The sequence below is a fragment of the Humibacillus xanthopallidus genome (genome assembly GCF_044793955.1).
Classification (GTDB): domain Bacteria; phylum Actinomycetota; class Actinomycetes; order Actinomycetales; family Dermatophilaceae; genus Humibacillus; species Humibacillus xanthopallidus_C.
In genome coordinates this window covers 1,388,680-1,410,234 of record NZ_CP084995.1, presented here as the reverse complement: position 1 = coordinate 1,410,234, position 21,555 = coordinate 1,388,680, and the positions used below count along the sequence as shown (strand labels likewise).

Here is a 21,555-nt window from a genome sequence, read left to right as displayed (position 1 = left end):
AGGACTCCGTATGCCGTCCCGCACCACCCTGCCCCGCCCCGCTCCCGGCACGACGAAGTGGTGGGTCATCGGCACGCTCGGGGTGGCGGCCGGCATCGCGGTCGCGGTGTGGTTCGGCGTCGCATCGACGGTCGGTCTCTCGAGCTGGACGACCACCGGCTACAAGGTGCTCGACGACCAGTCGGTGCGGGTGACCTTCCAGCTCAACCGGCCGGCCGACAAGACGACGACGTGCACGATCCAGGCCCTCGCCCGCGACTTCGCGACCGTCGGCAGCATCGACGTGGCCTATCCGCCGCCTCCTGCCGGCAGCGGCTCCCTGACGACGACCGAGACCGTCACCGTGCGCACGACGTCGCGGGCCGTCACGGGCGAGGTCAAGACCTGCTTCTGAGGTCTCCGGCGGGGTCAAAGCGCGCGCAAACTGCGTGTCTGAGCACGACTTTGTTATGATTGGTCATTCATCAGGGTCCGGAACCGTCGCCAGCCGGCAACACGAGTCGGCGACACACCGCCGGGCCCTGCGCATTTGTGGGCGCCTACGCGAGCACCGCGTGGGCGTCGACTCATACAAGGAGTAGTGACACCACGTGACCGACACTGCCGCTGGCTTCCTCACGCAGGAGGCCCATGACCGCCTCAAGGCGGAGCTCGACCAGCTGACGGGCGAAGGTCGCATCGAGATCGCTCGCAAGATCGAGGAAGCCCGTGAGGAGGGCGACCTCAAGGAGAACGGCGGCTACCACGCCGCCCGCGAGGAGCAGGGCAAGATGGAGGCCCGCATCCGCCAGCTCACGCAGCTGCTCCAGACCGCGACGATCGGCGAGACGCCGGCCGACGACGGGGTCGTCGAGCCGGGCATGCTCGTGACGGTCGAGATCTTCGGTGACGAGGAGACCTTCCTGCTCGGCAACCGTGAGATCGCCGACGGGTCCGACCTGCAGGTCTTCTCCGAGAAGTCCCCGATGGGAGCCGCCGTCAACGGCAAGACCGTCGGCGAGGCCACCTCCTACGAGGCCCCGACCGGCAAGACCATCGACGTCAAGATCATCGCCGCGAAGCCCTACACGGGCTGAGCGCGCACCTGAGCGGGCCGGTTCCTTCGGGGCACCGGCCCGTTCGCCATCCCCCGTCGAGTGGCCACATGTGGTCGCCCCACCCGAGTCGAGTGGCCACAATGTGCCGTCCCTATGCCGACGAGTGGCCGAATGTGGTCGCCCTAGGGCCGGCGAGGTGGCCTCACGAACGACGGCGTCGTGGCCGCTCGTACTTCGCGGGGGCGAAGAACCGTGGCCCGGCATCGTGCAGCCGCAGCAGGTGAGGACTGTGCCCGAGCATCACAGCGAGCTCTCGGAGCTTGACAGCTCTGGCCATCTCCTCGAAGACGTCGGCAGACACGATCTCGAGGTAGCGCCAGTCCCCCCTCTCTATCCGCTTCCTGCGGACGTCGTTGTTCCGACGATCGGTCTCGCGAGAGTGGAACTGCACGCCTTGGTACTCGCCGACCACCCGCTGCTCCTTCCAGCCGAGGTCGCCCACCCCGAGCCAGTCCCCCGAAGGGCTGTAGAGCTCGAGGTTCATCTCCGGCTCGGGCAGGCCGGCTCGCACCACCATGAGACGTGACCGGGTCTCCATGGCGGATCGCGAGCCCATTCGCACATGGGGCAACGCATAATCCAGGGTCACCTTGCCTCGCGGGCGAACCCGGCGACGTAGCGCCAGACCCAACGACTCCACTGATCTCTCGAGGTTCGCCGCGGCATCACCCGCCGCGATGACGTCGTCCAGGCCGAAAGGACGCCCGGGCCCGACGTACCCCCCCCCAGGTCGACCCAGGTGTCCGCAGGACTGACGACCGGGAGGCCTGCGATCTCGACAACGCGCCGCGTCTCCAGCCCGCGGTGGCCGACGACCTCCAGACGACGCACACGGTTGTCTGCCGTCCGCGTCACGATGTGGATGAACGGATCCTTCTCCAGATCTTGCGGCAGCGGTATGCCGTGCAGCCGGGCTGCGGTGGCACGCGCGAACGCGAAGTCGCTCGGCGCCACCACCGCGAAGGCCCTGGCTCGATCGAGCAGCGTCAGGGGAATCTCGACGGTGCGCACGCCCGGCGTCGGGGTCCACAGATCCTGGGCGCGCAGACGGCGAGGTGTGACCCCGCGGGCGAGAGCCTCCTGTCGGCTGAACGGCCGGATCATCAGGTCCTGGGGAAGGCGCGACGGCTCCATGGACCGACCTTGCTGACAGCCTGCCCCCGCGGGTAGATGCGGGGCGTCTCCTGTGGACGACGACGAGCCAGTTCGGACAGGTGGGGAAGACGTGGCCGTGGCCCTGAGTGGCGACTCGACGGCATACCGGCGACAAGCGGTGGCCACTCGACGGGGCGCACGCGGCAAAGGGTGGCCACTCGACGGGTGGGCGGTTCAGGTCAGGGGGTGTGGCGGACCTGGGTGGCGAGGGCTCGAGCGAGCTCGGGCTTGCGGTCGGCGAGCAGGCCGACCGCAAAGAGGAGGTATGCCGTGTCGACCGTCGCGCTCGCGGCCCGCGGCACCTTCCACCCTCCGGCGTGGTCGGCCAGCACCGCGCCCAGCACCCTGCTGCGACCGGCCTCGTCGGCGTGGCGCAGCACCCCGCCCGACCCGATGAGGGTCGTGACGTTGGCGAGGGGCCGGGGCGACTCCGTCGGCTGGGCCGGTCGCGCGTGCCGTCGAACGGCGACGAGGGCCGCGAGCCGGGCGAGCTCGAGGTCGAGGGCGCGCTCGGCGTCGTCGACGGGGAGGGAGTCCGGGCGCTCGTGGACGCGGACGGCATACGCCCTCAGCGCATCGGTGTCGGGAGACGCGTCGAGGAGGTGCTCAGCCTCGGCGGCCTCGATGACGTGCACGGCGTTCCAGCGCATGCCGAGATCGCCCTCGACCGTGCGGGCGTGCCAGAGCGGTGCGACGACGTCCTTGCGCAGGGTGGCGTCCTCCCCCTCCGGCGTCAGGCACGAGTAGACGTCGGTCGTCGCGCCCCCGATGTCGACGACGAGCACGTCACCGCCGCCTTCGACGGCCGCGAGCACCTCAACCCCACGCAGCACGACGTCCGGGGTGGCTGCCTCGACCATTGCCCCGAAGGCCGGGTCACGAGAGAGCCCCTTGCCGCCGATCACGTGGCGCAGGAAGGCGGCCCGGATCGCGGCACGCGCCGACTCGGGCGCGATGACGCCGATCTGCGGCAGCACGTTGTCGGCCAGCACGACCGGGCGGCCGGTCGCCCGGAGCAGCGACGCAGCCTCCTCGCGGGCATCGACGTTGCCAGCCACGACGACGGGCACCGCATGGTCGCCGTGGCCACCGATCGCCACCTTGGCGAGGCGAGCAGCGTTGTGCAGCAGCACATCCGCGTTGCCACCGTCGGTGCCACCGACGAGGAGCACCATGTCGGGCCGGGCAGCGCGCACCGCGGCCGCGTCATCCGTGCTCAGCTCTCCAGCCGCGACGTGCACGACCTTGGCCCCGGCCGAGAGCCCGACCCGATGACCGGCCTGGGCCGTCACCGTGCGCTCGTAGCCGACGACGGCGAGACGCAACCCTCCTCCAGCGCTCGAGCAGGCATGCACCGCGACGCCATCCGCCACCTCGAGTGCGCGCCTCAGCTCGCGGTAGCCGTCGAGGATGTCTCCTCGTCGCTGCGTGCCGGTCGTGACCGTCGCAGCGGTGCCGAGCACCGCGCCGTCATCGGCGAGCAGCACACCCTTGGTGAAGGTCGAGCCGAAGTCGACGGCGAGGATCGTCATGGATGGGGGGTGAGTCAGCCGTGGATGTCGAGCGCCTCGCGCAGGTCGGCGATGAGGTCGTCGACGTCCTCGATGCCGACCGACAGGCGGATGAGGTCTGACGGGACCTCGAGCTCCGTGCCGGCCACCGAGCTGTGGGTCATCCGTCCCGGATGCTCGATGAGCGACTCTACGCCGCCGAGCGACTCGCCCAGCGTCCAGAGCTGCACCGCCGCGCAGGCCTTGACGGCAGCATCCTCACCGCGCCGCATGCGGAAGCTCACCATGCCGCCGAAGCGCTTCATCTGGCGCGCCGCGACGTCGTGGTTAACGTGCGTCGGGAGGCCGGGATAGAGCACCTGCGACACCCCGTCGTGACCGGTGAGGAAGTCGACGACCTTCTCGGCGTTGTCGCAGTGGCGCTCCATGCGGATCGCGAGCGTCTTGAGGCCCCGCAGCGTCAGCCAGGCGTCGAACGGCCCGGCCACACCGCCGATCGAGTTCTGGTGGAAGGCGATTCGCTCCTCAGCATCCTCCAGACCAGCGACGCGGATGTCAGCGGCCGTCACGACGGCGCCGCCGACGACGTCACTGTGCCCACCGGCATACTTCGTCGTAGAGTGCGTGACGATGTCGGCGCCGAGCGCGAGCGGGCTCTGCAGGTAGGCCGTCGCGAAGGTGTTGTCGACGACGAGGATCGCGCCTGCCTCGTGGGCGATCGCCGCGATCGCCGCGATGTCGGCGATGCCGAGGAGCGGGTTGGTCGGCGTCTCGACCCACACCATCTTCGTGCGACCGGGCTCGATGGCGGCGCGCACGGCGTCGAGGTCGCCCATGTCGGCGATGGAGTGCTCGATGCCCTGCGGACGCGCGACCTTGTTGAAGTAGCGATAGGTGCCGCCGTAGGCGTCGTTGGGCACGACGACGTGGTCGCCCGGCACGAGCAGGGCCCGCGCCACGGTGTCCTGACCGGCGAGCCCGGAGGCGAACGCGAAGCCGCGGCTGCCGCCCTCGAGCGCCGCGATGCACTCCTCGAGCGCGGTGCGCGTCGGGTTGGCCGAGCGGCTGTACTCGTAGCCGCTGCGGAAGCCGCCGATGCCGTCCTGCTTGTAGGTGGAGACCTGGTAGATCGGGGGCACGACGGCCCCGGTCAGGGGGTCGGCCTCCTGGCCGGCGTGGATGGCGCGCGTGGAGAATCCGTGCTCGTCAGACATGGGGACGAGCCTATGCCCACCCCGGGGACGTCCCGACCCCGCCGGAGGCCAGGCGACGCGGTCAGCTGATGCCGTGGTCGCGTGCCCAGAGGGCGGCGCTCGTGCGGTCGGAGACCCCGATCCGGCGGAAGACGTTGCCGAGATGCACCTTGACGGTGCGCTCGCTGATGCCGAGGGTGCGCGCGATCTGCTTGTTGGCCAGCCCCCGTGCGACGTGCGACAGCACCTCGCGCTCGCGGCCGCTCAGCGAGACCTCCGAGCCGCCGCGATCGGCCGACGGCAGCAGCACGCGGGTCACGCGGGGGTCGAGCGGCGCATGCCCGGCCGCCGCGGCCCGCACTGCTTCGAGCACATCCCTCGGCTCGCTGTCCTTGAGGAGGTAGCCCACGGCCCCGGCCTCGAGGGCGGAGCGCACGCGCTCCGCCTCGGCGAAGGAGGTGAGCACGACGACGGGCATCACGAGGCCGGCCGCACGTAGCCTCCGGATGGCCTCGATGCCGTCGACGCCGGGCATCGACAGGTCCATGAGCACCACGTCGGGGTGCGCCTCGCTGACGACCGTCACCGCCTGCGCGCCGTCCCCGGCCTCGCCGACGACCTCGAGGTCGGCGCTCGCATCGATGATCGTGCGCAGCCCGGCGCGCACGAGCCGATGGTCGTCGACGACGACGACGGTGGTCATGACCGCTCCTGCGCCGGCAGGGCCAGGCGCCAGCGCGTGCCCCCACCGGGCGACGACGACACCCGCAGCACCGCACCGACGTCGGTCGCGAGATCGGCCAGCACCCGCACCCCGAAGTGCCCTTCGCGATCTGGCAGCGTTGACGGGTCGAAACCGACGCCGTCGTCGTCGATGGCGAGCACGACCGGGTGGCTGGGGTGGCCGGGGTCGCTGCCTTCGGCTGCTCGGTCGGCTGCGGCCGTGTCGTCCCCGACGACCGTCAGGCTGACGACGACGCGGGTGGCGTCAGCATGCTTCACGACGTTGCGGAGGCACTCACGGGTGACCCGGTGCACGACCTGCTGCTCGGTCCGCCCGAGGAGGGCCACCGCGGTGTTGTCCACCTGCAGCTCGACCGCAACGCCCCGGCCCTCGAGCGGCCGCCCGAGGTCGGCGATCGCCGCCGCCAGCCCGGCGTCGGCCAGGCGGGCGGGATAGATGTCGACGAGCAGCGAGCGCAGGCTGGCCACGCTGGACCGCACCGTGCTGCCGGCGTCGGAGATCGTCGACGCGAGCGCCTCGCGCCCGTCGGCCCTGGCGGCCTCGGCGGCTCCGCTGACGGCCAGCGAGCTGCCGACCAGGTCCTGCACCGGTCCGTCGTGCAGGTCGGCCGCGATCCGTCGCCGCTCCCCGTCGGAGGCGTCGACCGCGCGACGCAGCAGTGCCTCGCGCTGCTCCTGGGCCGCCCGGAGCCGGTCGAGCAGGCGCCAGATGATCGGCGCCATGAGCACGAGGAGCAGCAGCAGGCTGCTCGCGAGCACCCCGGCGAGCCCTCGCCACAGGTCGAAGGCCCGGTCCTGGACGGGGGCGTAGTCGCCGTAGACCTCGAAGAGCAGCTCCGCCCCCGACGGCGTCCAGACGGGGCGATAGACCTCGAGCAGCTTGCCGCCGTAGCGCTCGAACTCGTTCTCGGAGCGGTCGAGGTCGGAGACCTCGGCACGCGTCTGCGGTCGAGCAAGCGTGTCGCGCTGCTCGGCGCCGAGGGCGAAGCGCTGCCCGACGAGGCGCGCCTCGTCGGCATAGACGATGGTGCCGTCGGGCGCCCACAGCTTGACCCTGACGATGCCGTTGGGCAGCACGCTCTCGCGCACCACGCGGTCCAGGTCGCCGTATGCCGCCGGGTCCCCCTCGAGCAGCGCGTCCGTGAGCGCCGGCTGGACGACCGACAACGCGAGCAGGTTGGTCGTGTGGGCAGCGTCGTTGACCGCCTCGCGCTCGGCGAGCCGGCTGGCGGCGAACGACGTGCCCACGACGACGACCGCGAAGACGGCGAGGGCCGCGAGGCCCAGCTGCACCAGCGTGCGTCGCCGGCTCGGCAGAGGCCGCATCGGGGGCACGGCCGCGCCGTCGGCGAGCGTCCACCACGAGGGAGGGTCGTGGTGAGGCTCGCCGGCGGCTCCCGACACCGGCAGGGGCGGGGTGGCCCCTGCCGGCTGCGTCGCGACCGGCACCGGAACGGTGTCATCGCTGGCCGAGCGGGGGGTGTGGCTCATGGTCAGCTGTCGTCTCCGCCGGAGTCGTCGGAGCCGTGACCGCCCGAGGAGCGCGATCCGGAGTCGTCCGACCCGGAGTCGTCCGACCCCGAGTCGTCCGAGCCGTGGCCCCCGGAGCCGCGGTCGCCGCCGTGGTCGTCGCCCGGCTCCGACGTGCGGGTGCCGGCAGGGCGGTCCCCGCCGTGGTCGTCGCCCGGCTCCGGCGTGCGGGTGCCGGCGGGACGGTCGCCGCCGCGGTCGTCGCCCGACTCCGACGTGCGCGTCGCCGTGGGGGTCGGGGTGCCGGTGGCGTCGTCGTCGTTCGTGACGAGCTGCGCCGAGGCGGGCACGCGGGTCGGCACGGTCTGGGCAAAGGAGCTGTTGCCGATGAGGCCCAGCGTGGCGGGCACGAGGGCGGCAACAGCGGCGAGGGCGAGAGCGAGGCGTCGCATGGGAGTGGACCTTTCCTGAGGGGAGTCTGGCAGACGGGGTGTCGGCGGCCGGCCCGAATGCCTTGCGGCGGACCTGCTGGGCCGATGTCTGCTCGTTCTCCACCGTGCCGCCGTCGGACGGACACGCACCATCGGGCTTTGGTCCTAGTACCTCCCCACCCGTCTGCCGAGCATCTGCGTTTCCGCCACCACGGCGCGCACCTCGGAGGAGACTCGTGTCATGGCACGGCGCAACTTCGTGTGTCTCGTCCTCGGCCACCGGTGGAAGCGGGAGCGAATGCCCGACCGCACCCTCCGGCTCACGTGCAAGCGGTGCGGCGACATCGACGTCGTCGACAAGGACTTCGACGTCGGCAAGTTCGGCGGCCACGGGAGCGGCAGCGCCGGGGTCGGCTTCTGACCGGGGTCGCGGTCGGCCCTAGAACTCCTTGGCCCACTCCCGTGACCAGCCGGTGGGCCGGAAGCCCAGGCGCTCGTTGATCGCGATCATGTGCACGTTGGTGTCGGCGTTCCACGTGCGCACCGTCGTCACGTCCGGCCGCTCACGCTGGAGACTGCGCAGGTTGGCGAGCTTGACCGCGAGCCCGAGCGCCCGGCCGCGGTGCTCCCGCAGGACGAGAGTGTCGGTCTGGACGGCGAGGTCGGGCTGGCCCGGGCGCACGACGAGGTCGGTGAAGGCGACGAGCCGCCCCGACGGGACGTGTCGGGCCACCGACTCGACGGCCCAGATCGGGCTCGGCGTGTTCCACAGCTGCCGCACCCGCTCGGCGTCCCAGTCCTCCTCGTCGAGGTCGATGTCGCCGGACGGCGCGTCGGTGCTCATCCGCCGGGCCAGCAGGGCCCGGTCCTCGAGCCACTCCTCGGGGAGCCCGTCGACGGACGTCTCGATGGCGTATGCCGCCGGGTCGGGTCGCGGGTCGAGCGCGGTGAGCGCGGCCTCGTCCACGGGCAGTGCGAGGTCCTGGCGGAGGACGAGGAGGGTCTGCCGGTAGCCGTTCGCGATGGCGAATCCCGTTGCGGCATCACCCTGCTCGTCCGGCGCCCCGCTGTGCTCGTGGATGCGGTCGCACCCGTCGTCGCGGAGGGCCAGCTCGCAGTGCTCAAGCAGGGCGGTGCCGACGCGGCGGCGCTGGTGGTCGGGATGCACGGAGAGCCAGAGCCCTCCCGTGCCGACGTTCTCGCGCGTGCGGCGGATCGTCTGCGCTGCCGCGATCGCGACGTCCGAGTCGTCGTCGGTGACGACGAAGCTGCGACGCACCTCGTGCCGTCGTGCCGCGACATCGGCGACCTCCTCGATCGACGTGCGCTGGGCTGCGTCGCCCCAGACGGCCCGGTTGGCCGCATGGTGCACCTCGAGCCACGACTCACTCAGGCCGTCGCCGGCCGTCACGTCGATCTCCTTGACCTGTGGGGTCATTCGGCGACTCCCGCCTGCTTCTGCCACTCACGGCTGTAGCCGTCGACGCGGTAGCCGAGGCGGCGGTTGACCGCGAGCATGTGGGCGTTGGACGCGGCGTTCCACGTGCGCACCGAGGTGACCTCGGGCAGCTCGTCCATGAGCCGCAGCGCGTTGGCGGCCTTGAGCCGCAGGCCGAGCCCGTGGCCTCGGTGCTCGCGCAGGACCAGGGTGTCCTGCTGGTAGGCGAGCTCCGGCTCACCGGCCGAGATCGAGACGCTGGTGAAGCCGACGAGCCGCCCGGACGGCACATGGCGCGCCACGGTCTCGACGATGCGGCGACCGGACGAACGGGCCCGCTCGTAGTTGGACCGCAGACGGTCGGCATCCCAGACCTCCTCCTCGACCTGGAGGTCGTCAGTGGGGGCGTCGGTGCTCATGCGCTGCTGGAGCACGGCCCGGTCATCGAGCCACTCCTCCGGCATGTGGTCGACGAAGGACTCGAGCACGTAGTCGTCCGCGCCGTCGTTCCCACCCAGTGCGGCGTCGAGCGCCTCCCGGTCCATCGGCAGCGCCAGGTCGCTCCGCAGCATGGTCAGGCCGATCGTGAAACCGCGAGCGCGGGCGAAGGACTCGGAGGCGTCGGCGCTCCCCTCGGCCCACTCCGTCTCTGCGTTGAAGAGCGTCCGGCCGTGCTCTGCCCCGACCCGCTCGGCCTCCGCAAGCAGGGCCGAGCCGACTCCCCGCCCGCGGTGCGCCGCGTCGACGGAGAGCCAGAGGATCGCCATCGAGGGGTTGTCGGCCAGCGGCATGATCATGTCGAGCGCCCCGACGAGCTCGCCGCCGATCCAGGCCGCGCGCGCCACCCGCAGCTTCTCGTCCGACCGGTGGAAGGCGCGGATCTCCTCAAGGGTCCACGAGCTCCCCTTGTCGCCGAAGAGCTCGCGCTGCACCGCGGCGTGGACATCGCACCAGCGCTCCGCATCGGCGAGGCGGCCGTCGTCGAGGAGGTCGATCGGCCGGATCTCGAGGCTGTCGCTGCTCATGGGCCGTCAGTCTGCCGAGCCCGCCCCGGCGGTGCGACCCATTTGTCGGGGACCCGCCCCCGCGGCATACCGGGGACGTCTGGGGTGTTAAAGGGACGTAAGCCGCTGACGAGACGAAGGATGTGACACTGGCATGGTGTTCGGATTCGGCAAGAAGACCCAGATGCCCGCGCGCGAGGACGCCCTCCGGGGACGCGACACGCGCCCGTATGCCGTGAACCCCACGCACGTCGTGCTCGGCACCCCGCTCGAGGGGCCCTGGCCCGACGGGTCCGAGGTGCTCTACGTCGCGATGGGCTGCTTCTGGGGCGTGGAGCGCATCTTCTGGCGGCAGGACGGCGTCATCGCGACGGCCGCCGGCTACATGGGCGGCTACACGCCCAACCCCACCTACGAGGAGACCTGCACCGGCCTGACCGGCCACGCCGAAGCGGTGCGCGTCGTCTACGACCCCACCCGGACCAGCCCCGAGCTGCTGCTCAAGGCCTTCTGGGAGAACCACGACCCGACGACGCCCAACCGGCAGGGCAATGACATCGGCACCGCCTACCGCTCGGCGATCTACTGGACGACCGAGGGGCAGCGGCTCGCGGCCGAGGCCACCCGCGAGGCGTTCCAGAAGGTGCTCGACGACGCCGGGCACGGGCAGATCTCGACCGAGATCCGCTCGGCCGACGACGCCGGCCCGTTCTACCTCGCCGAGGACTACCACCAGGGCTACCTGCACAAGAACCCCGGCGGCTACTGCAACCACGGGCCCAACGGGCTCACCTGCCCCGTCGGCATCGTGCGGCAGGACCAGCTGCCGTCGCAGCAGCAGATCGCTCCCCCGACCTGAGGCACTTCAAGAGGCACCGAGCCACCCCACACGGGTGGCTCGGTGCCTCTCTGTCACCGTCAGCGAGCCGGCTCACCGGCTCGCCTCACTGGCTCACGGCTGGCAGGCGACCTCCTCGAAGTGCCCCGGGGTGGTCGGGTAGGCCGAGCCCGAGCCGTGGGCGTTGATGTCGCCGGTGTAGACCAGGGCGAGCTCGCGGAACGCCGACGTGCCGGGTGTCGTGACGTCCGACGCCGATCGTCCGGCTCCCGTGCCCCACGCCACCTGCTGGAGGAAGGTCTGCATCTGCGGCGAGATCTGGCGCACGTCGTTGAAGCCGCCGTAGGCCGCGTTGCAGTGGGTGTAGAGGTTGTAGACCCCGACCCAGTCGATCAACCGGTCACCCGGGTTGGGGCCGTTGGCAGCGACGTCGCCCTGCATGACGTCGCGGTCCCAACCGCCGTAGATCCAGTCGGTGCCCTGGTGGTGGTTGTTGTCGGCAGGATCGGCGTCGTCGGTGTCGGTCAGCTCGAACCAGAGGCACGGGTCGATGGTGACGGCGTTCTTCTTGCTGCCCGACGTGACCGGCCAGGCGCCCGTGGTGCACCCGCTGCCGGGGGTGTAGCTGCCCCGGGGCCGCACGTCCAGCAGGTCCGAGCCGGCGATGTCCTGCTTGGCGACGACGGGCTCGCCGGCGCCTCCGAAGAGGTGGTCGACGAAGCGGTCGCCGGTGCCTCGAGCGGTCGCGTCGAACACGCCGCCGGTGAGGCAGTCCGGGGTCGCCGCGTCGAGGAGCGGGTCGCAGCCCCGGCCGCCCCAGAGGACGTCCTCACCGTCGTCGCCGTAGACCTCGTCGCCACCGCTGTCGCCGTTGGCGACGTCGTCGCCGTAGCCGCCATGGATGTTGTCGGCGTCGGTCCCGCCGCGCAGCCGGTCGCGTCCGCCGTTGGCGAAGCCGTCGTGCGGCATCGGCGCATCGGTGGAGGCACCGATCCACTCGTCGCCGTCCACGTCGTGGAGCAGGTCGACCCGGCGGTCGTAGGCGCCACGGCGGAAGCCCGTGTAGGTCTCTGCCGGTGGGCTGTTGAGCGACGTCGTCACCTCGGCCGGGCTGTCGCCCGCGCTGAGGAACTGGTTGACGACACCACCGCGGTCGCCGACGATCGCATCGCGGCCTGCGTCACCGCTGATCGTGTCGTCGCCGAGCTCACCGTAGAGGTCGTCGTCTCCTCCGCCGCCCGAGATGGCGTCGTCGCCGTCCTGGCCCCAGACGCCGTCGTTGCCACCGTCGCCCCAGATGGTGTCGCCTCCGTGGGCGCCCGCCACCTCGCACGTCGCCTGAGCGGTGGTGCAGAAGCGCGTGCTCGGTCCGGGCAGAGCCGGGTCGTGCGTGCGCGACCGGGTGGCATCGGAGGGAACGGCGCCGTCGGCGTAGCGGTCGGCATAGACCCGCTCCGACTGCGCACCGGGAGCTCCGCTCAGCGTGCGCAGCAGTGAGCCGTTGTCGCCGAGCGCGACGTCGTCGGCTCCGTTGCCCTCGATCGTGTCGGGCCCGTCGCGGTAGGCGGGCGTCGACGTGCCGCCGATGAGGTCGTCCTGCCCGGGGGCCGTCTCGGTGCCGACGAGCAGCGCCGCCGGGCTCGCAGAGCCGGGCCACGCCGCCGCCAGTGCCAGCACCGTGGTGCCGTGCTCCGAGACCGCGTCGAGGGACAGGTCCCCGAAGAGCTGGTCGGACCCGCCGTTGCCCTCGAGGTAGTCGGCCCCGGAGTCGCCGCTCAGGGCGTCGTTGCCGTCCTGTCCCGTCAGCACGTCGACACCGTCGCCGCCCGAGATGCGGTCGAAGCCCCAGCGCCCGGCCGTTGGTGTCTCGAGGAAGCCCGCGGTGACCATGCGGTCCCACGGCTGCAGGACCCGTGGCGTCATCGCCGTGCCCGACGTGCTGCCGAGCCGCAGGGTCACCGACGTCGGCGCCTGACCGGCGGCCGGACGCAGGATCTGCCCGTTGTCGCCGAGCGCGACATCGTCACCGGGCCCGCCGAAGACGGCGTCGTCGGTGTCGGGCTGGCCTGCGGTCGTCGGGCCGGAGCCGCCGGACGGGGTCGAGCTTCCGCCGACGAGGTCGTCGTCGCCGAGGTCGCCCTCGACCCAGTCGACGTCGGGGCCGCCCTCGACGTAGTCGTCGCCACCGTCACCCTTGAGGCGGTCGGTGCCGCTCTGGCCGAGCACGACGTCCTGGTCGTCACCGCCGAAGACCTGGTCGGCCCCGGAGTTGGCGAGCACCGGGCTCGTGCCGAGGTCGAGCAGCTCGACGCGGTGCGTGCGGGCGAAGCCGCGCATCCGCGTGACCGGCGTCGTGTCCGCCTCTGGCACACCCGAGGTCACCACGGCGTTGTCGCCCGTGATGAGGTCGGGGCCGGCGTCGCCGTGGAGGATGTCGCCGGCATCCGGCCGACCCACGCCAGCCGCGGACTGCTGGAACGAGCCTCCGACGACCTGGTCCTCACCACGGTCGCCGTGGACGGTGTCCGAGCCGTTGTTGCCCTCGAGGTGGTCGGCGTCGTCGCCGCCGTTGACCCGGTCGTTGCCGAGGCCGCCGTATGCCGTGTCGTCATCGCCGCCACCGAAGATCAGGTCTCCCCGGCCTGCGTCGGGTGTCAGACCGTCGAGGTCGTAGGGGATCGCCGGGTCGTCGCCGGCTGACAGCGGGTCGTCGACGGTGCCGTTGTCGCCGATGATGCGATCGACCCCGAGGTCGCCGGCGAGCACGTCGCCCGCGTCGGCGGCGTCGATGTCGGTGCGGCCGGAGGCACGCGTGCCGCCGTAGACGAGGTCGTCCCCGTCGCCGCCCGTGGCCCAGTCGGCTCCGTTGTTGCCCTCGATCACGTCGGCGTCCGCCTGCCCGTAGAGCGCGTCGTCGTCGCCGTTGCCGAAGACGAGGTCGGCGCCCGAGCCGCCGTAGCCGCGGTCGGCACCCGAGCCGCCCCACACCCCGTCGGCGCCGTCGTCGCCGAGGAGCACGTCGTTGCCCTCCTGGCCGCAGACGAGGTCACCGGACCCGGCTGCGAGCACCCGGTCACGGGCCCCGCCGGCCGCGACGGTGTCGACGCCGGCCCCGCCCAGGATGAGGTCGTTGCCGTCGCCGGTCGCGGCGGTGGTGCCCTGGGGCACCGGGTCGGACGCGACGGGCGTCCCGGCCCGGCACGTCTCGTCGGCGTTCGCGCCGACCGTCGCGGCGTCACGCAGGGTGTCACCGAAGATGGTGGCCGGGCCGTCGCCGCCGAGCACGTGGTCGTTGCCCTTGCCGCCGACGAGGGTCTTGCTCGACGAGGTCTCGCCGGAGGGGATGGGCAGGTGCCGCACGAAGCGATAGGCACCGAAGTCCACGTCCTCGACGACGTCGGGTCCGCGTGGCGCCCCGGCCTCGTCGAGGCCACGCGCGCCGACCTCGCTCGGCTCCGCGATGACGTAGTCGTCGCCGGGCCCGCCGAAGACCGCGTCGGTCCCGTAGCCGCCCACGAGGGCGTCGGGCCCTGCGCCGCCGATGATCCTGGCGTGCTCCGAGCTCTTCGAGTGGCTCGTGACGACGTCCTCGACCGTGCTCCCCCAGACCTCGTCGTTGCCCGACCCGGTCTCGATGATGTTGGGGATCGACGGCTTGCCGGCCGGGGTGGTGAGCGTGTCGGCCGTGCCATCCTGGTCGACGCCGAAGCCGCCCTCGGTCGAGGCGTAGAGCGTGTCGGGGCCGCTGCCGCCGGTGACGGCGTCGCTGCCGAGGCCTCCGATGAGCACGTTGCCCTCGGAGCGGATCGTCGTGCCGGCCGTGGCTCCCGGCCGGTCGGATGCGACGCCGATCTTGTCGTCGCCGGGGCCGCCGTTGACCCGGTTGCGCCCGAGCCCGACGCTGATGACGTCGACGCCGCCGCTGCCCTGGTCACCCAGGGTCGGGTCGACATCGAGCTTCGTCCAGTCGATGACGTCGCCGAGGCCGACCGTGGTGATCTTCGGCTTCGAGTTCTCGACGTCGACCGGGTTGAGGGTCGCGGTGAAGGCCCGGGTCGAGACCGGGAGCGCGCCGTCACCCGAGACGAAGTCGTCGCCCGAGCCGGTTGTGATGGCATCGTCGCCCGGACCACCCGCGACGCGGGCGACCTTGTCGGCCAGGTCCGCCGTGACGACGCGGTCGGCGCCCCCACCTGCATCGACCCACGAGTTGCCGGTGCCGGTCTGGATCTGGTCCTTGCCCGACGTGCCGAAGACGATCGCGTCCTTGTCGAAGAGTGACAGGTCGGCCTGCGTCGTCGTCGACGTCGGGCTCGAGTCCTTCTTGCCGTCGCCGACGAAGCTCACGATGAGGGGGGTCGAGGACCCTCGGCCGTCGACGACGACCCTCGCGAGGCCCGCGTCGAGGTAGTCCCGGGTCTCGCCGAGCATCTGCACCCTGAACCCGTCGAAGTCGGGGTTGGTGCCGGCCTCGTCGACGCCCTTCTTCTGGGCGAAGCGCAGGGCCGTCACCTTGACGACGTCGGCCTCGGTGTCGGCCGTGTTGCCCCACGGGGCACCACGGGAGAGGTCGTTGCCGAAGTGCCCGGCGAAGACGACGAGCGTGTCGCCCTCGGTGCCACCCAAGCGCGGTGGTGGTGGCTCGCAGTCCGGTTGGGCCGTGAAGTCTAGCAGCGTGATGTCGGCCAGCGTGATCGAGAAGGACACGCTGAAGGGCGAGAAGCCCAAGGTGATGTAGAGCCGGAGGAAGAGGCTGAGCCGTCCGGTCGTGGTGAAGAGGCAGAGCGGGTTGTTGACCGCGGCCTGCAGGAACTCGCTGACCCGGAACTTCCCGTCGTTGTTGGGGTCGTTCCAGTGGAAGCCGATGGTGAGGTGCAGTCCTCCCTCGATGCCGACGGTGATGATGAGCGCTGTCACCGCTGCCCCGGCGGCGATCTCGCCGTCGAGCCGCACCACGGGCACGGGGGTGCCGGTCTTGTCGGTCGTCTTGAAGTAGAGGCCGTCGAGCAGCTTGAGGCCGTCGATGGGCGCGCCCGCCTGGGCCGCCTCCACGGCATACCGGATGCCGGCGGTGTCGAGACCCGCCATGAAGCGCAACGTCACCGAGGCGGAGCCCGAGAGCGTCACCATGACCGGCGGGGGTGCGTAGACCGGGCCGAAGGCCTGGCGCCACGTGAAGCCGAGCGTGAGCGGCCCGCTGTCGAACTCGACGAGCGAGACGTCACTGCCCATGAGCAGGCTGAAGACCGACGCCGGGTCGTCCAGGATCGGGAAGCTGAAGCCGGACTGGTTGGCCTTGCCCGTGGTGTCGGTGCCGACGCCGAAGACCTTCCCCTGCCCGCCCTTGGCGTTGAGCAGGTCCTTGACCTGCTGCTCGCTCTTGGGCAGTGCTGTGGAGATGAGCGAGCTCGCTCCCCCGGGATCGAGGCTGCTCGTCGGTGACACGTCGGTGTCGAGCGCCAGGGAGCCGTTGACCGTGAACTCGCCGATGGGGATGAGACATGTCGGGTCACCGGCCCCGCCCCCGCAGTCGGGGAGGTTGTTGACGAGGGTCGTCAGGGCGGCGATCTTGTCGACGAAGTCGAGCTTGGGCCCGCCGGCCATCGTGTTGAACGTCTTCGCCAGCGTGATGAGGCTGACGTCGCCGCCCCCGGCGAGCTTGCTGAGATCGGACAGCACCGGGATCGGCGCGTAGAGCGTGTCGATGACGGGCTGGAGCGGCCCGGTGACGGACTTGACCTTCTTGAGGACCGGCCCGAGCAGGCTCGAGAGGAAGCCGCCTGCGTCGATGGCCACCTCCTTGAACGCGATGGTCGGGAAGCCGACGTCCTTGATGTTCTTGTCGGTGATCGTCCAGCCGAGGAGGAAGTTGGCCTGCACACCGGGCAGCACGGAGTCGACGGAGGCCTTGACCAGCCAGTCGGCCTTGATCGTCGCGCTGAGCGAGATGCCGAAGAGCGAGCTGACGTCGCCACCGGAGATGTCGGCGATCGTCAGCGTCGAGGTGGCCGTCTCCGTCGGGTCGGTGGAGGTGAGGTCCACGAAGAACGCGCCGGCGAAGAGCGGCACCGTCCCCTGCTTCTGCACGTCGATGTCGAGGAAGGCGAGCTGTGCCTTCATCGTCGCGGGCATGTCGAAGCGCGCGCCGAGGCCGAACTCCGGTGCGGCCTGGCCGCCCTGCCAGTTGTCATGGGTGTAGATGACGAAGCCGTCGTCGGTGTTGATGCCGGCCTTGACGTGCAGCTGCAGCCCGAGACCGTAGGTGATGGCGTCGTTCTCCCCCGCCTTGATCGCGAGGCCCGGGATGCCGATGTCGAGCGGCAGCGAGGCGCCGTCACCGAGGCAGCCCGAGCCCGGGACGCAGCCCTGGACGGCATCGACCTGCCCGGCGAGCACCTCGAAGGTGATGTTGACCCCGTTGACGTTGTCGGTCGGGCACGCGAGCAGCATCGGCTTGGAGGTCTTCTCGTCGTACGTCGCCGGGGCCGCGTTGTCGCTGTCGGTGTAGGTCAGCGTGCTGCCGTCCACCGTCGCGACCAACCCGAAGTCAGCGTCGTCCTTGCTGCGCAGGATCTTGTATGCCGTGGCGCCTGCGGACGCGGTCCACGTGAGCTCGATGGAGTTGCCGCCACCGAGGTCGGTGAAGGCCGTGGAGACGGTCGCGGGGGCGGATGGCACGGTGTCGTCGTCGGTGCCCTGGCTCGCCACGATCTTGTACTGCCACTTCGTCGTCCCGGCAGTCGCCGGGACGGCGACGAGGGTCGGGGCGCCGGTCGGCTCGAGCTTGGCCTTGCACTCGTAGTTGACGACGAGGTTCGCGTCCTGGAGCCCGGCCGCTGCGATGGCCTCCTTGAGCTTGTCGTTGACGTAGTCACGGGCCTCGTCGGCGCTGGCCGGGACGTTGCCCAGCTTGGCCTTGATCTCGGCTCGCAGGCGGTTGATCGAGTCGGCGCCCTGCTGGAGGTCCTTGCCGACGAAGGGCAGCTTGCCGTCGAGCGTGGCGATGCGCATCGCCTGCTCGATCTTCTCGAGGTAGCCGTCGAGGCCCGGGCCGATCTGCGTGAAGTCCGCGATGGCTTTGGCGAAGGCCGTCGAGAGGTCGGGCAGCTCGAGCCGGGCCATGCCGTCGTCGGGCGCCGGCAGGTTGCCCGAGACCGTGATGAGGTCGGCAGGGTCGTCGCTGTCGGGCAGGCGCAGGGCCACGTTGCCGAGCGAGGTCGGGCTGCCGCCCGCGACGGTCGCATAGAGCGGGATGACGCCGCAGACCATGAGATCGACGGTCAGCGACTCCCCGCAGTCGACCGGGGTGTTCCGCGCGTTGAGCTCGACGGCCACACCGGAGAGGAAGTCCGAGAAGGTGACGGGAGTGTCGGGGGTGGCCCCGCTTTTGGCGAGGTCGAGGCTGAGGTCCGCTTGCAGGTCGACCTGGGTGCCGGCCCCACCGCCGGGAAGGCCTGCCGAGATCGACAGCGGGCCGAGGGTGCCGGCGGCCGAGCCCGTGAACCGGGCGTCGGCGGCGATGCCGATGGAGGAGTCCTCGAGCACCTTGAGGGCCGTCGCGGTGGTGGGCCCCGCGCCCGGCTCGAGCGGCACGACGAGGCCGACCTTGACCCCGCCCTCGACGGCGACGGAGCCCTCGCCGGAGGCCTCGGCCGAGAAGATGGTCTTGTCGCCGCCGATGTCGAGGCGCAGCGGAGCGGTCGTCGTGTACGAGCGCTTCCAGTCGACGTCGAGGACGACGCTCGGGGTGCCCCCGTCGTCGAGGTAGCGGAAGTCGAGGGCGTCCGTCCCCAGCCGTCGGTCGAGGAAGGCGACCAGATCCTGCATGTTCTGCGGCGGGTGGGCCGACATCGCGTCGATGGCGTCGTCGAGCGGCGAGCGGAAGCTGTAGGCGGTGTCGTTGGCCGGCTTGGTGGTCCAGTTCTCGGTCAGCGTCACCGTGTCACCCGAGGCGGACGCGACGACGGCGACCTGGGTGCCGACGACGACGCTGCGGCCGACGAACGAGGGGTCGAAGACCCGCCCCACGTGCTGGAGGGTGTTGTCGCCGAAGTTGACGTCGGCGCCCTGGCCGGAGGCGTCACGGCGCATGAGGTCGCGCAGCGACACCCCGATGCCGGGGATCTCCTTGCTGTAGACCCCACCTGCCCCACCGGGCTGGGCCTCGGCGAGCTGCGCCGCGAGCGTCTGGAGCGTGCGCAGGACGATCGCGAAGAGCTCCGCCTGCGACCCCGGCTTGATGTCGAGGGCGAAGATGCGGTCGAGCTTGCTGAGGTCGAGCTGGGGACCCAACGCGCCCGAGAGCTGGGTGAGGTCGGCCCACGTCGCACTGACGCCCACGTCGGTGCCGGCGGGCAGGAAGCCGGCCGCCTCGGGGATGCTGACGGCCATGTCGGCTGCTGCACGCACGTTGACGTCGACGTCGAGCAGGCCGCCGGCCTGGCTCGGACCCGTCGGGGTGGACGTGACGAGCTGGGCGAAGAGGTCTCGCAGCCTCAGGTCGTGCTGGGCGTCCCCGGCCTGCTTGAGGCCGATCGTCAGCATGTTGCCGGTGACCGGACCGGAGCAGTCGGCAGCGGCGGAGCTGTTGCACACCGAGAGCTCGCCCTCCAGCCGCACCTGGAAGAAGCCGGCGTTGGCGCTGAGGTCGACCTTGGTCTCGATCGGGAAGTCCGCGGTCAGCAGGGGACTGCCCGTGCGGACCATGATGCGATCGGGCCCGAGGGGCAGGGAGGTGATGTTCGTCTTGAAGGTGCCGGTGGTCTGGGTGAAGGGGCACGGCTCGGTGTTGCCCTCGAAGCCGACACAGGCCTGGCCCGTCCGCGGGTCCTGCAGGTCGAGCACGAGCGTGAGGTCGGCGGAGAACGAGGGCTTGACGGTCGCAAAGGTCTGAGGAGCGTTCGCTCGGAGGATGCCACGCCGGGGCCCGTCCGTCACGGGCTGGTCGGTGAGCCGGTCGCCGAAGGTGACGGCGCCGAGCTGGGCCTCGGGACCGACGATGACGAAGGGCGTGGTGTCGGTCGGCTTCCCTCCGATCCACGGACCCGACAGGGTCAACGAGTCGTCGTCGTTCGTGGCGATCTCGCCGGCCGACGTGCCGGCCACGATCCGCATACCGGCCCACTGGTCGGGCGCCCACGGCTTGGTGCCGTCGTCGAGCGCGAGCCCGTCGGCCGCATACGTCGCGGAGGCCCTCGACGTGCGCGCGCTGCCGGCATCCATGGGCGCGGGCGAGGCGGGAGCGGCCTTGGTCATCTGCATCCGGAAGACGAGCTTGCTCGTCGTCGGGTCCCAGCTGATGTTGTCGAGGCCGATGCCCGCCGCCTTCAGCTTGGCGATGAGGTCCTGCAGGGAGGTGAAGGTCGGGTTGCCGACAGTCGATGCATCGAAGCCCGGCGGGCTCGGCTGCGCGGGGTCCGGCTGCTGGATGACGTGGGCCTTGAGGAAGTCGACGAGCACCTGGTTGGCCTTGACGGCATCGGCGACCGTGCCGCGCAGGAAGGGCAGGTCGAGGTTGCCGGTCGTGGGCAGGGGGCCGGCGCCGTCGGGGTCGAACTTCGCCTGCTGGATGCCCGTCAGCGCCGTGGCCACCTGGGCGAGGCCGTCCGCGAGGTCGCGCAGGCTCATGTTCTGGAACTTGCCGACGAGCGACGCCAAGTCGGGGGCGGTGACGGTCGGCGACCCGGTGGCGATGTCGGGCCACGAGATCTCCACCGTGGATGCCACATCGGTCGGGAAGCCGATACCTGTGAGGCCACTCGTGTCCGCAGCGATGGCGAGGGTGCCCTGCACCGAGCCGGCAACGCCGAGGTGTGACGGCGACCCAGCCGGGTCGAGGGCGGCGGTGACGAGGCCGGCCAGCGATCCCTCGGCCGCGAGCTCGGCTGCGCCCGTGCCACCGGTCTCGAAGGCGAGGATGCCGTCGTTGTTCGGGTCGTTGACCCGAGCGAAGGTGTGGGCCCTGACGATGAAGTCGGTGCTGCTGAGGGTGACTCCGAGGATGCCCACGGCGGCCTTGGCCGAGGCGGACAGCTGCGCGGTGACGTCGATGTCGATCCGCGGCGCGTGCGCGTCGTCGCTCGCGAGGTAGACCCGGTTGGTCGTCGGTCCCGTCCACACCACCCAGAGCGACAGGGTCGCCTCCACGGTGGCCGTCATGCCCTGCGGGGACGACAGCTCGACCTTGGGACTGGTGGAGCTCACCGCGAGCGCCTGCTGCGTGGCGGTGCGCGTCACGACGAGGTGGACGTGGGCGCGCTTGCCCTCGCCGAGGTCGTCGACCGTGATGTCGAGGACGCCACTGCGTCCGCCGGGGAGCGGCACGGCCTCGCCGCTCGTGGCGAGGTCGGCCCACGTCGTGGCGCCCGCGAGCGTGCTGGCGACGCCGTTCTCCACCAGGTCGTCCAGTCCGGCGAGCCCGCCCGGGCTGGCCGCGACGAAGGGGAGCTGCTTGCCGAAGGAGCCGAGGGTCGACAGGCCCTTGGTCCACGTCGCGAGGTTGGGCGAGCCGCCGCTGCCGCCGAGCAACGCGACGAGCCGATCGACGCCGGGATCCGGGTCGGCCGCGAACGCCGGTGACTGACCGGCGAGGGCCCCCACGACGACGAGGAGCGCGGTCAACGCGGCTCCGAGGGCACGACGAATCGCCTTGCGCACCATGACATCTCCCCATCA

14 protein-coding genes are annotated in these 21,555 nt (G+C 71.4%); 4 read left to right on the top strand and 10 right to left on the bottom strand.

Annotated elements, in window-relative coordinates; translation table 11 throughout:
• Positions 1–10: 10 nt before the first annotated feature.
• Positions 11–394 carry a DUF4307 domain-containing protein gene (locus tag LG278_RS06330; protein WP_404392033.1) on the top strand — a complete coding sequence of 128 codons (384 nt, stop codon included), beginning with the start codon at positions 11–13 and terminating at the stop codon, positions 392–394.
• A 196-nt stretch (positions 395–590) separates the two neighbouring features.
• A complete protein-coding gene (gene greA / locus LG278_RS06325) occupies positions 591–1,076 on the top strand; it encodes a transcription elongation factor GreA (protein WP_404392031.1) in 486 nt (161 codons plus the stop codon).
• A gap of 163 nt (positions 1,077–1,239) precedes the next feature.
• Here the strand turns inward: greA and LG278_RS06320 are convergent, their stop codons facing one another.
• The 7 genes from LG278_RS06320 to LG278_RS06290 all read right to left on the bottom strand — a co-directional run bounded on the left by LG278_RS06320 (position 1,240) and on the right by LG278_RS06290 (position 7,622).
• Positions 1,240–1,653 (bottom strand): hypothetical protein, encoded by a 414-nt coding sequence (locus tag LG278_RS06320; RefSeq protein WP_404392029.1) that lies wholly within the window; start codon positions 1,651–1,653, stop codon positions 1,240–1,242.
• Positions 1,654–1,682: 29 nt separating this feature from the next.
• The gene (locus LG278_RS06315; RefSeq protein WP_404392027.1) at positions 1,683–2,231 is read right to left on the bottom strand and encodes a hypothetical protein; all 549 of its coding nucleotides are present in this window, start codon (positions 2,229–2,231) and stop codon (positions 1,683–1,685) included.
• 200 nt (positions 2,232–2,431) lie between these two features.
• Positions 2,432–3,784 (bottom strand): glutamate mutase L, encoded by a 1,353-nt coding sequence (locus LG278_RS06310; protein ID WP_404392025.1) that lies wholly within the window; start codon positions 3,782–3,784, stop codon positions 2,432–2,434.
• A 14-nt stretch (positions 3,785–3,798) separates the two neighbouring features.
• Positions 3,799–4,977 carry a cystathionine gamma-synthase gene (locus LG278_RS06305; RefSeq protein ID WP_404392023.1) on the bottom strand — a complete coding sequence of 393 codons (1,179 nt, stop codon included), beginning with the start codon at positions 4,975–4,977 and terminating at the stop codon, positions 3,799–3,801.
• A 61-nt stretch (positions 4,978–5,038) separates the two neighbouring features.
• Positions 5,039–5,659 (bottom strand): response regulator, encoded by a 621-nt coding sequence (locus tag LG278_RS06300; protein ID WP_404392021.1) that lies wholly within the window; start codon positions 5,657–5,659, stop codon positions 5,039–5,041.
• The gene (locus LG278_RS06295; protein ID WP_404392019.1) at positions 5,656–7,191 is read right to left on the bottom strand and encodes a sensor histidine kinase; all 1,536 of its coding nucleotides are present in this window, start codon (positions 7,189–7,191) and stop codon (positions 5,656–5,658) included. Before LG278_RS06295 ends, LG278_RS06300 begins: the two co-directional genes overlap by 4 nt.
• A 2-nt stretch (positions 7,192–7,193) precedes the next feature.
• A complete protein-coding gene (locus LG278_RS06290; protein ID WP_404392017.1) occupies positions 7,194–7,622 on the bottom strand; it encodes a hypothetical protein in 429 nt (142 codons plus the stop codon).
• A gap of 220 nt (positions 7,623–7,842) precedes the next feature.
• On the opposite strand from LG278_RS06290, the gene LG278_RS06285 reads away from it, so the two are divergent.
• Positions 7,843–8,022 carry a hypothetical protein gene (locus LG278_RS06285; RefSeq protein ID WP_404392015.1) on the top strand — a complete coding sequence of 60 codons (180 nt, stop codon included), beginning with the start codon at positions 7,843–7,845 and terminating at the stop codon, positions 8,020–8,022.
• An 18-nt stretch (positions 8,023–8,040) separates the two neighbouring features.
• Here the strand turns inward: LG278_RS06285 and LG278_RS06280 are convergent, their stop codons facing one another.
• Positions 8,041–9,039 (bottom strand): GNAT family N-acetyltransferase, encoded by a 999-nt coding sequence (locus tag LG278_RS06280; RefSeq protein WP_404392013.1) that lies wholly within the window; start codon positions 9,037–9,039, stop codon positions 8,041–8,043.
• Complete coding sequence (locus LG278_RS06275) at positions 9,036–10,064, bottom strand: GNAT family N-acetyltransferase (protein WP_404392011.1); 1,029 nt, start codon at positions 10,062–10,064, stop codon at positions 9,036–9,038. Before LG278_RS06275 ends, LG278_RS06280 begins: the two co-directional genes overlap by 4 nt.
• A 133-nt stretch (positions 10,065–10,197) precedes the next feature.
• Here LG278_RS06275 and msrA point away from each other — a divergent pair, with 133 nt between their 5' ends.
• Positions 10,198–10,902, top strand: coding sequence for a peptide-methionine (S)-S-oxide reductase MsrA (gene msrA / locus LG278_RS06270; RefSeq protein WP_404392009.1), 705 nt, complete (start codon positions 10,198–10,200; stop codon positions 10,900–10,902).
• Positions 10,903–10,995: 93 nt separating this feature from the next.
• Here msrA and LG278_RS06265 read toward each other — a convergent pair whose 3' ends face one another.
• Positions 10,996–21,540 carry a calcium-binding protein gene (locus LG278_RS06265; RefSeq protein ID WP_404392007.1) on the bottom strand — a complete coding sequence of 3,515 codons (10,545 nt, stop codon included), beginning with the start codon at positions 21,538–21,540 and terminating at the stop codon, positions 10,996–10,998.
• Between the last annotated feature and the right edge of the window lie 15 nt (positions 21,541–21,555).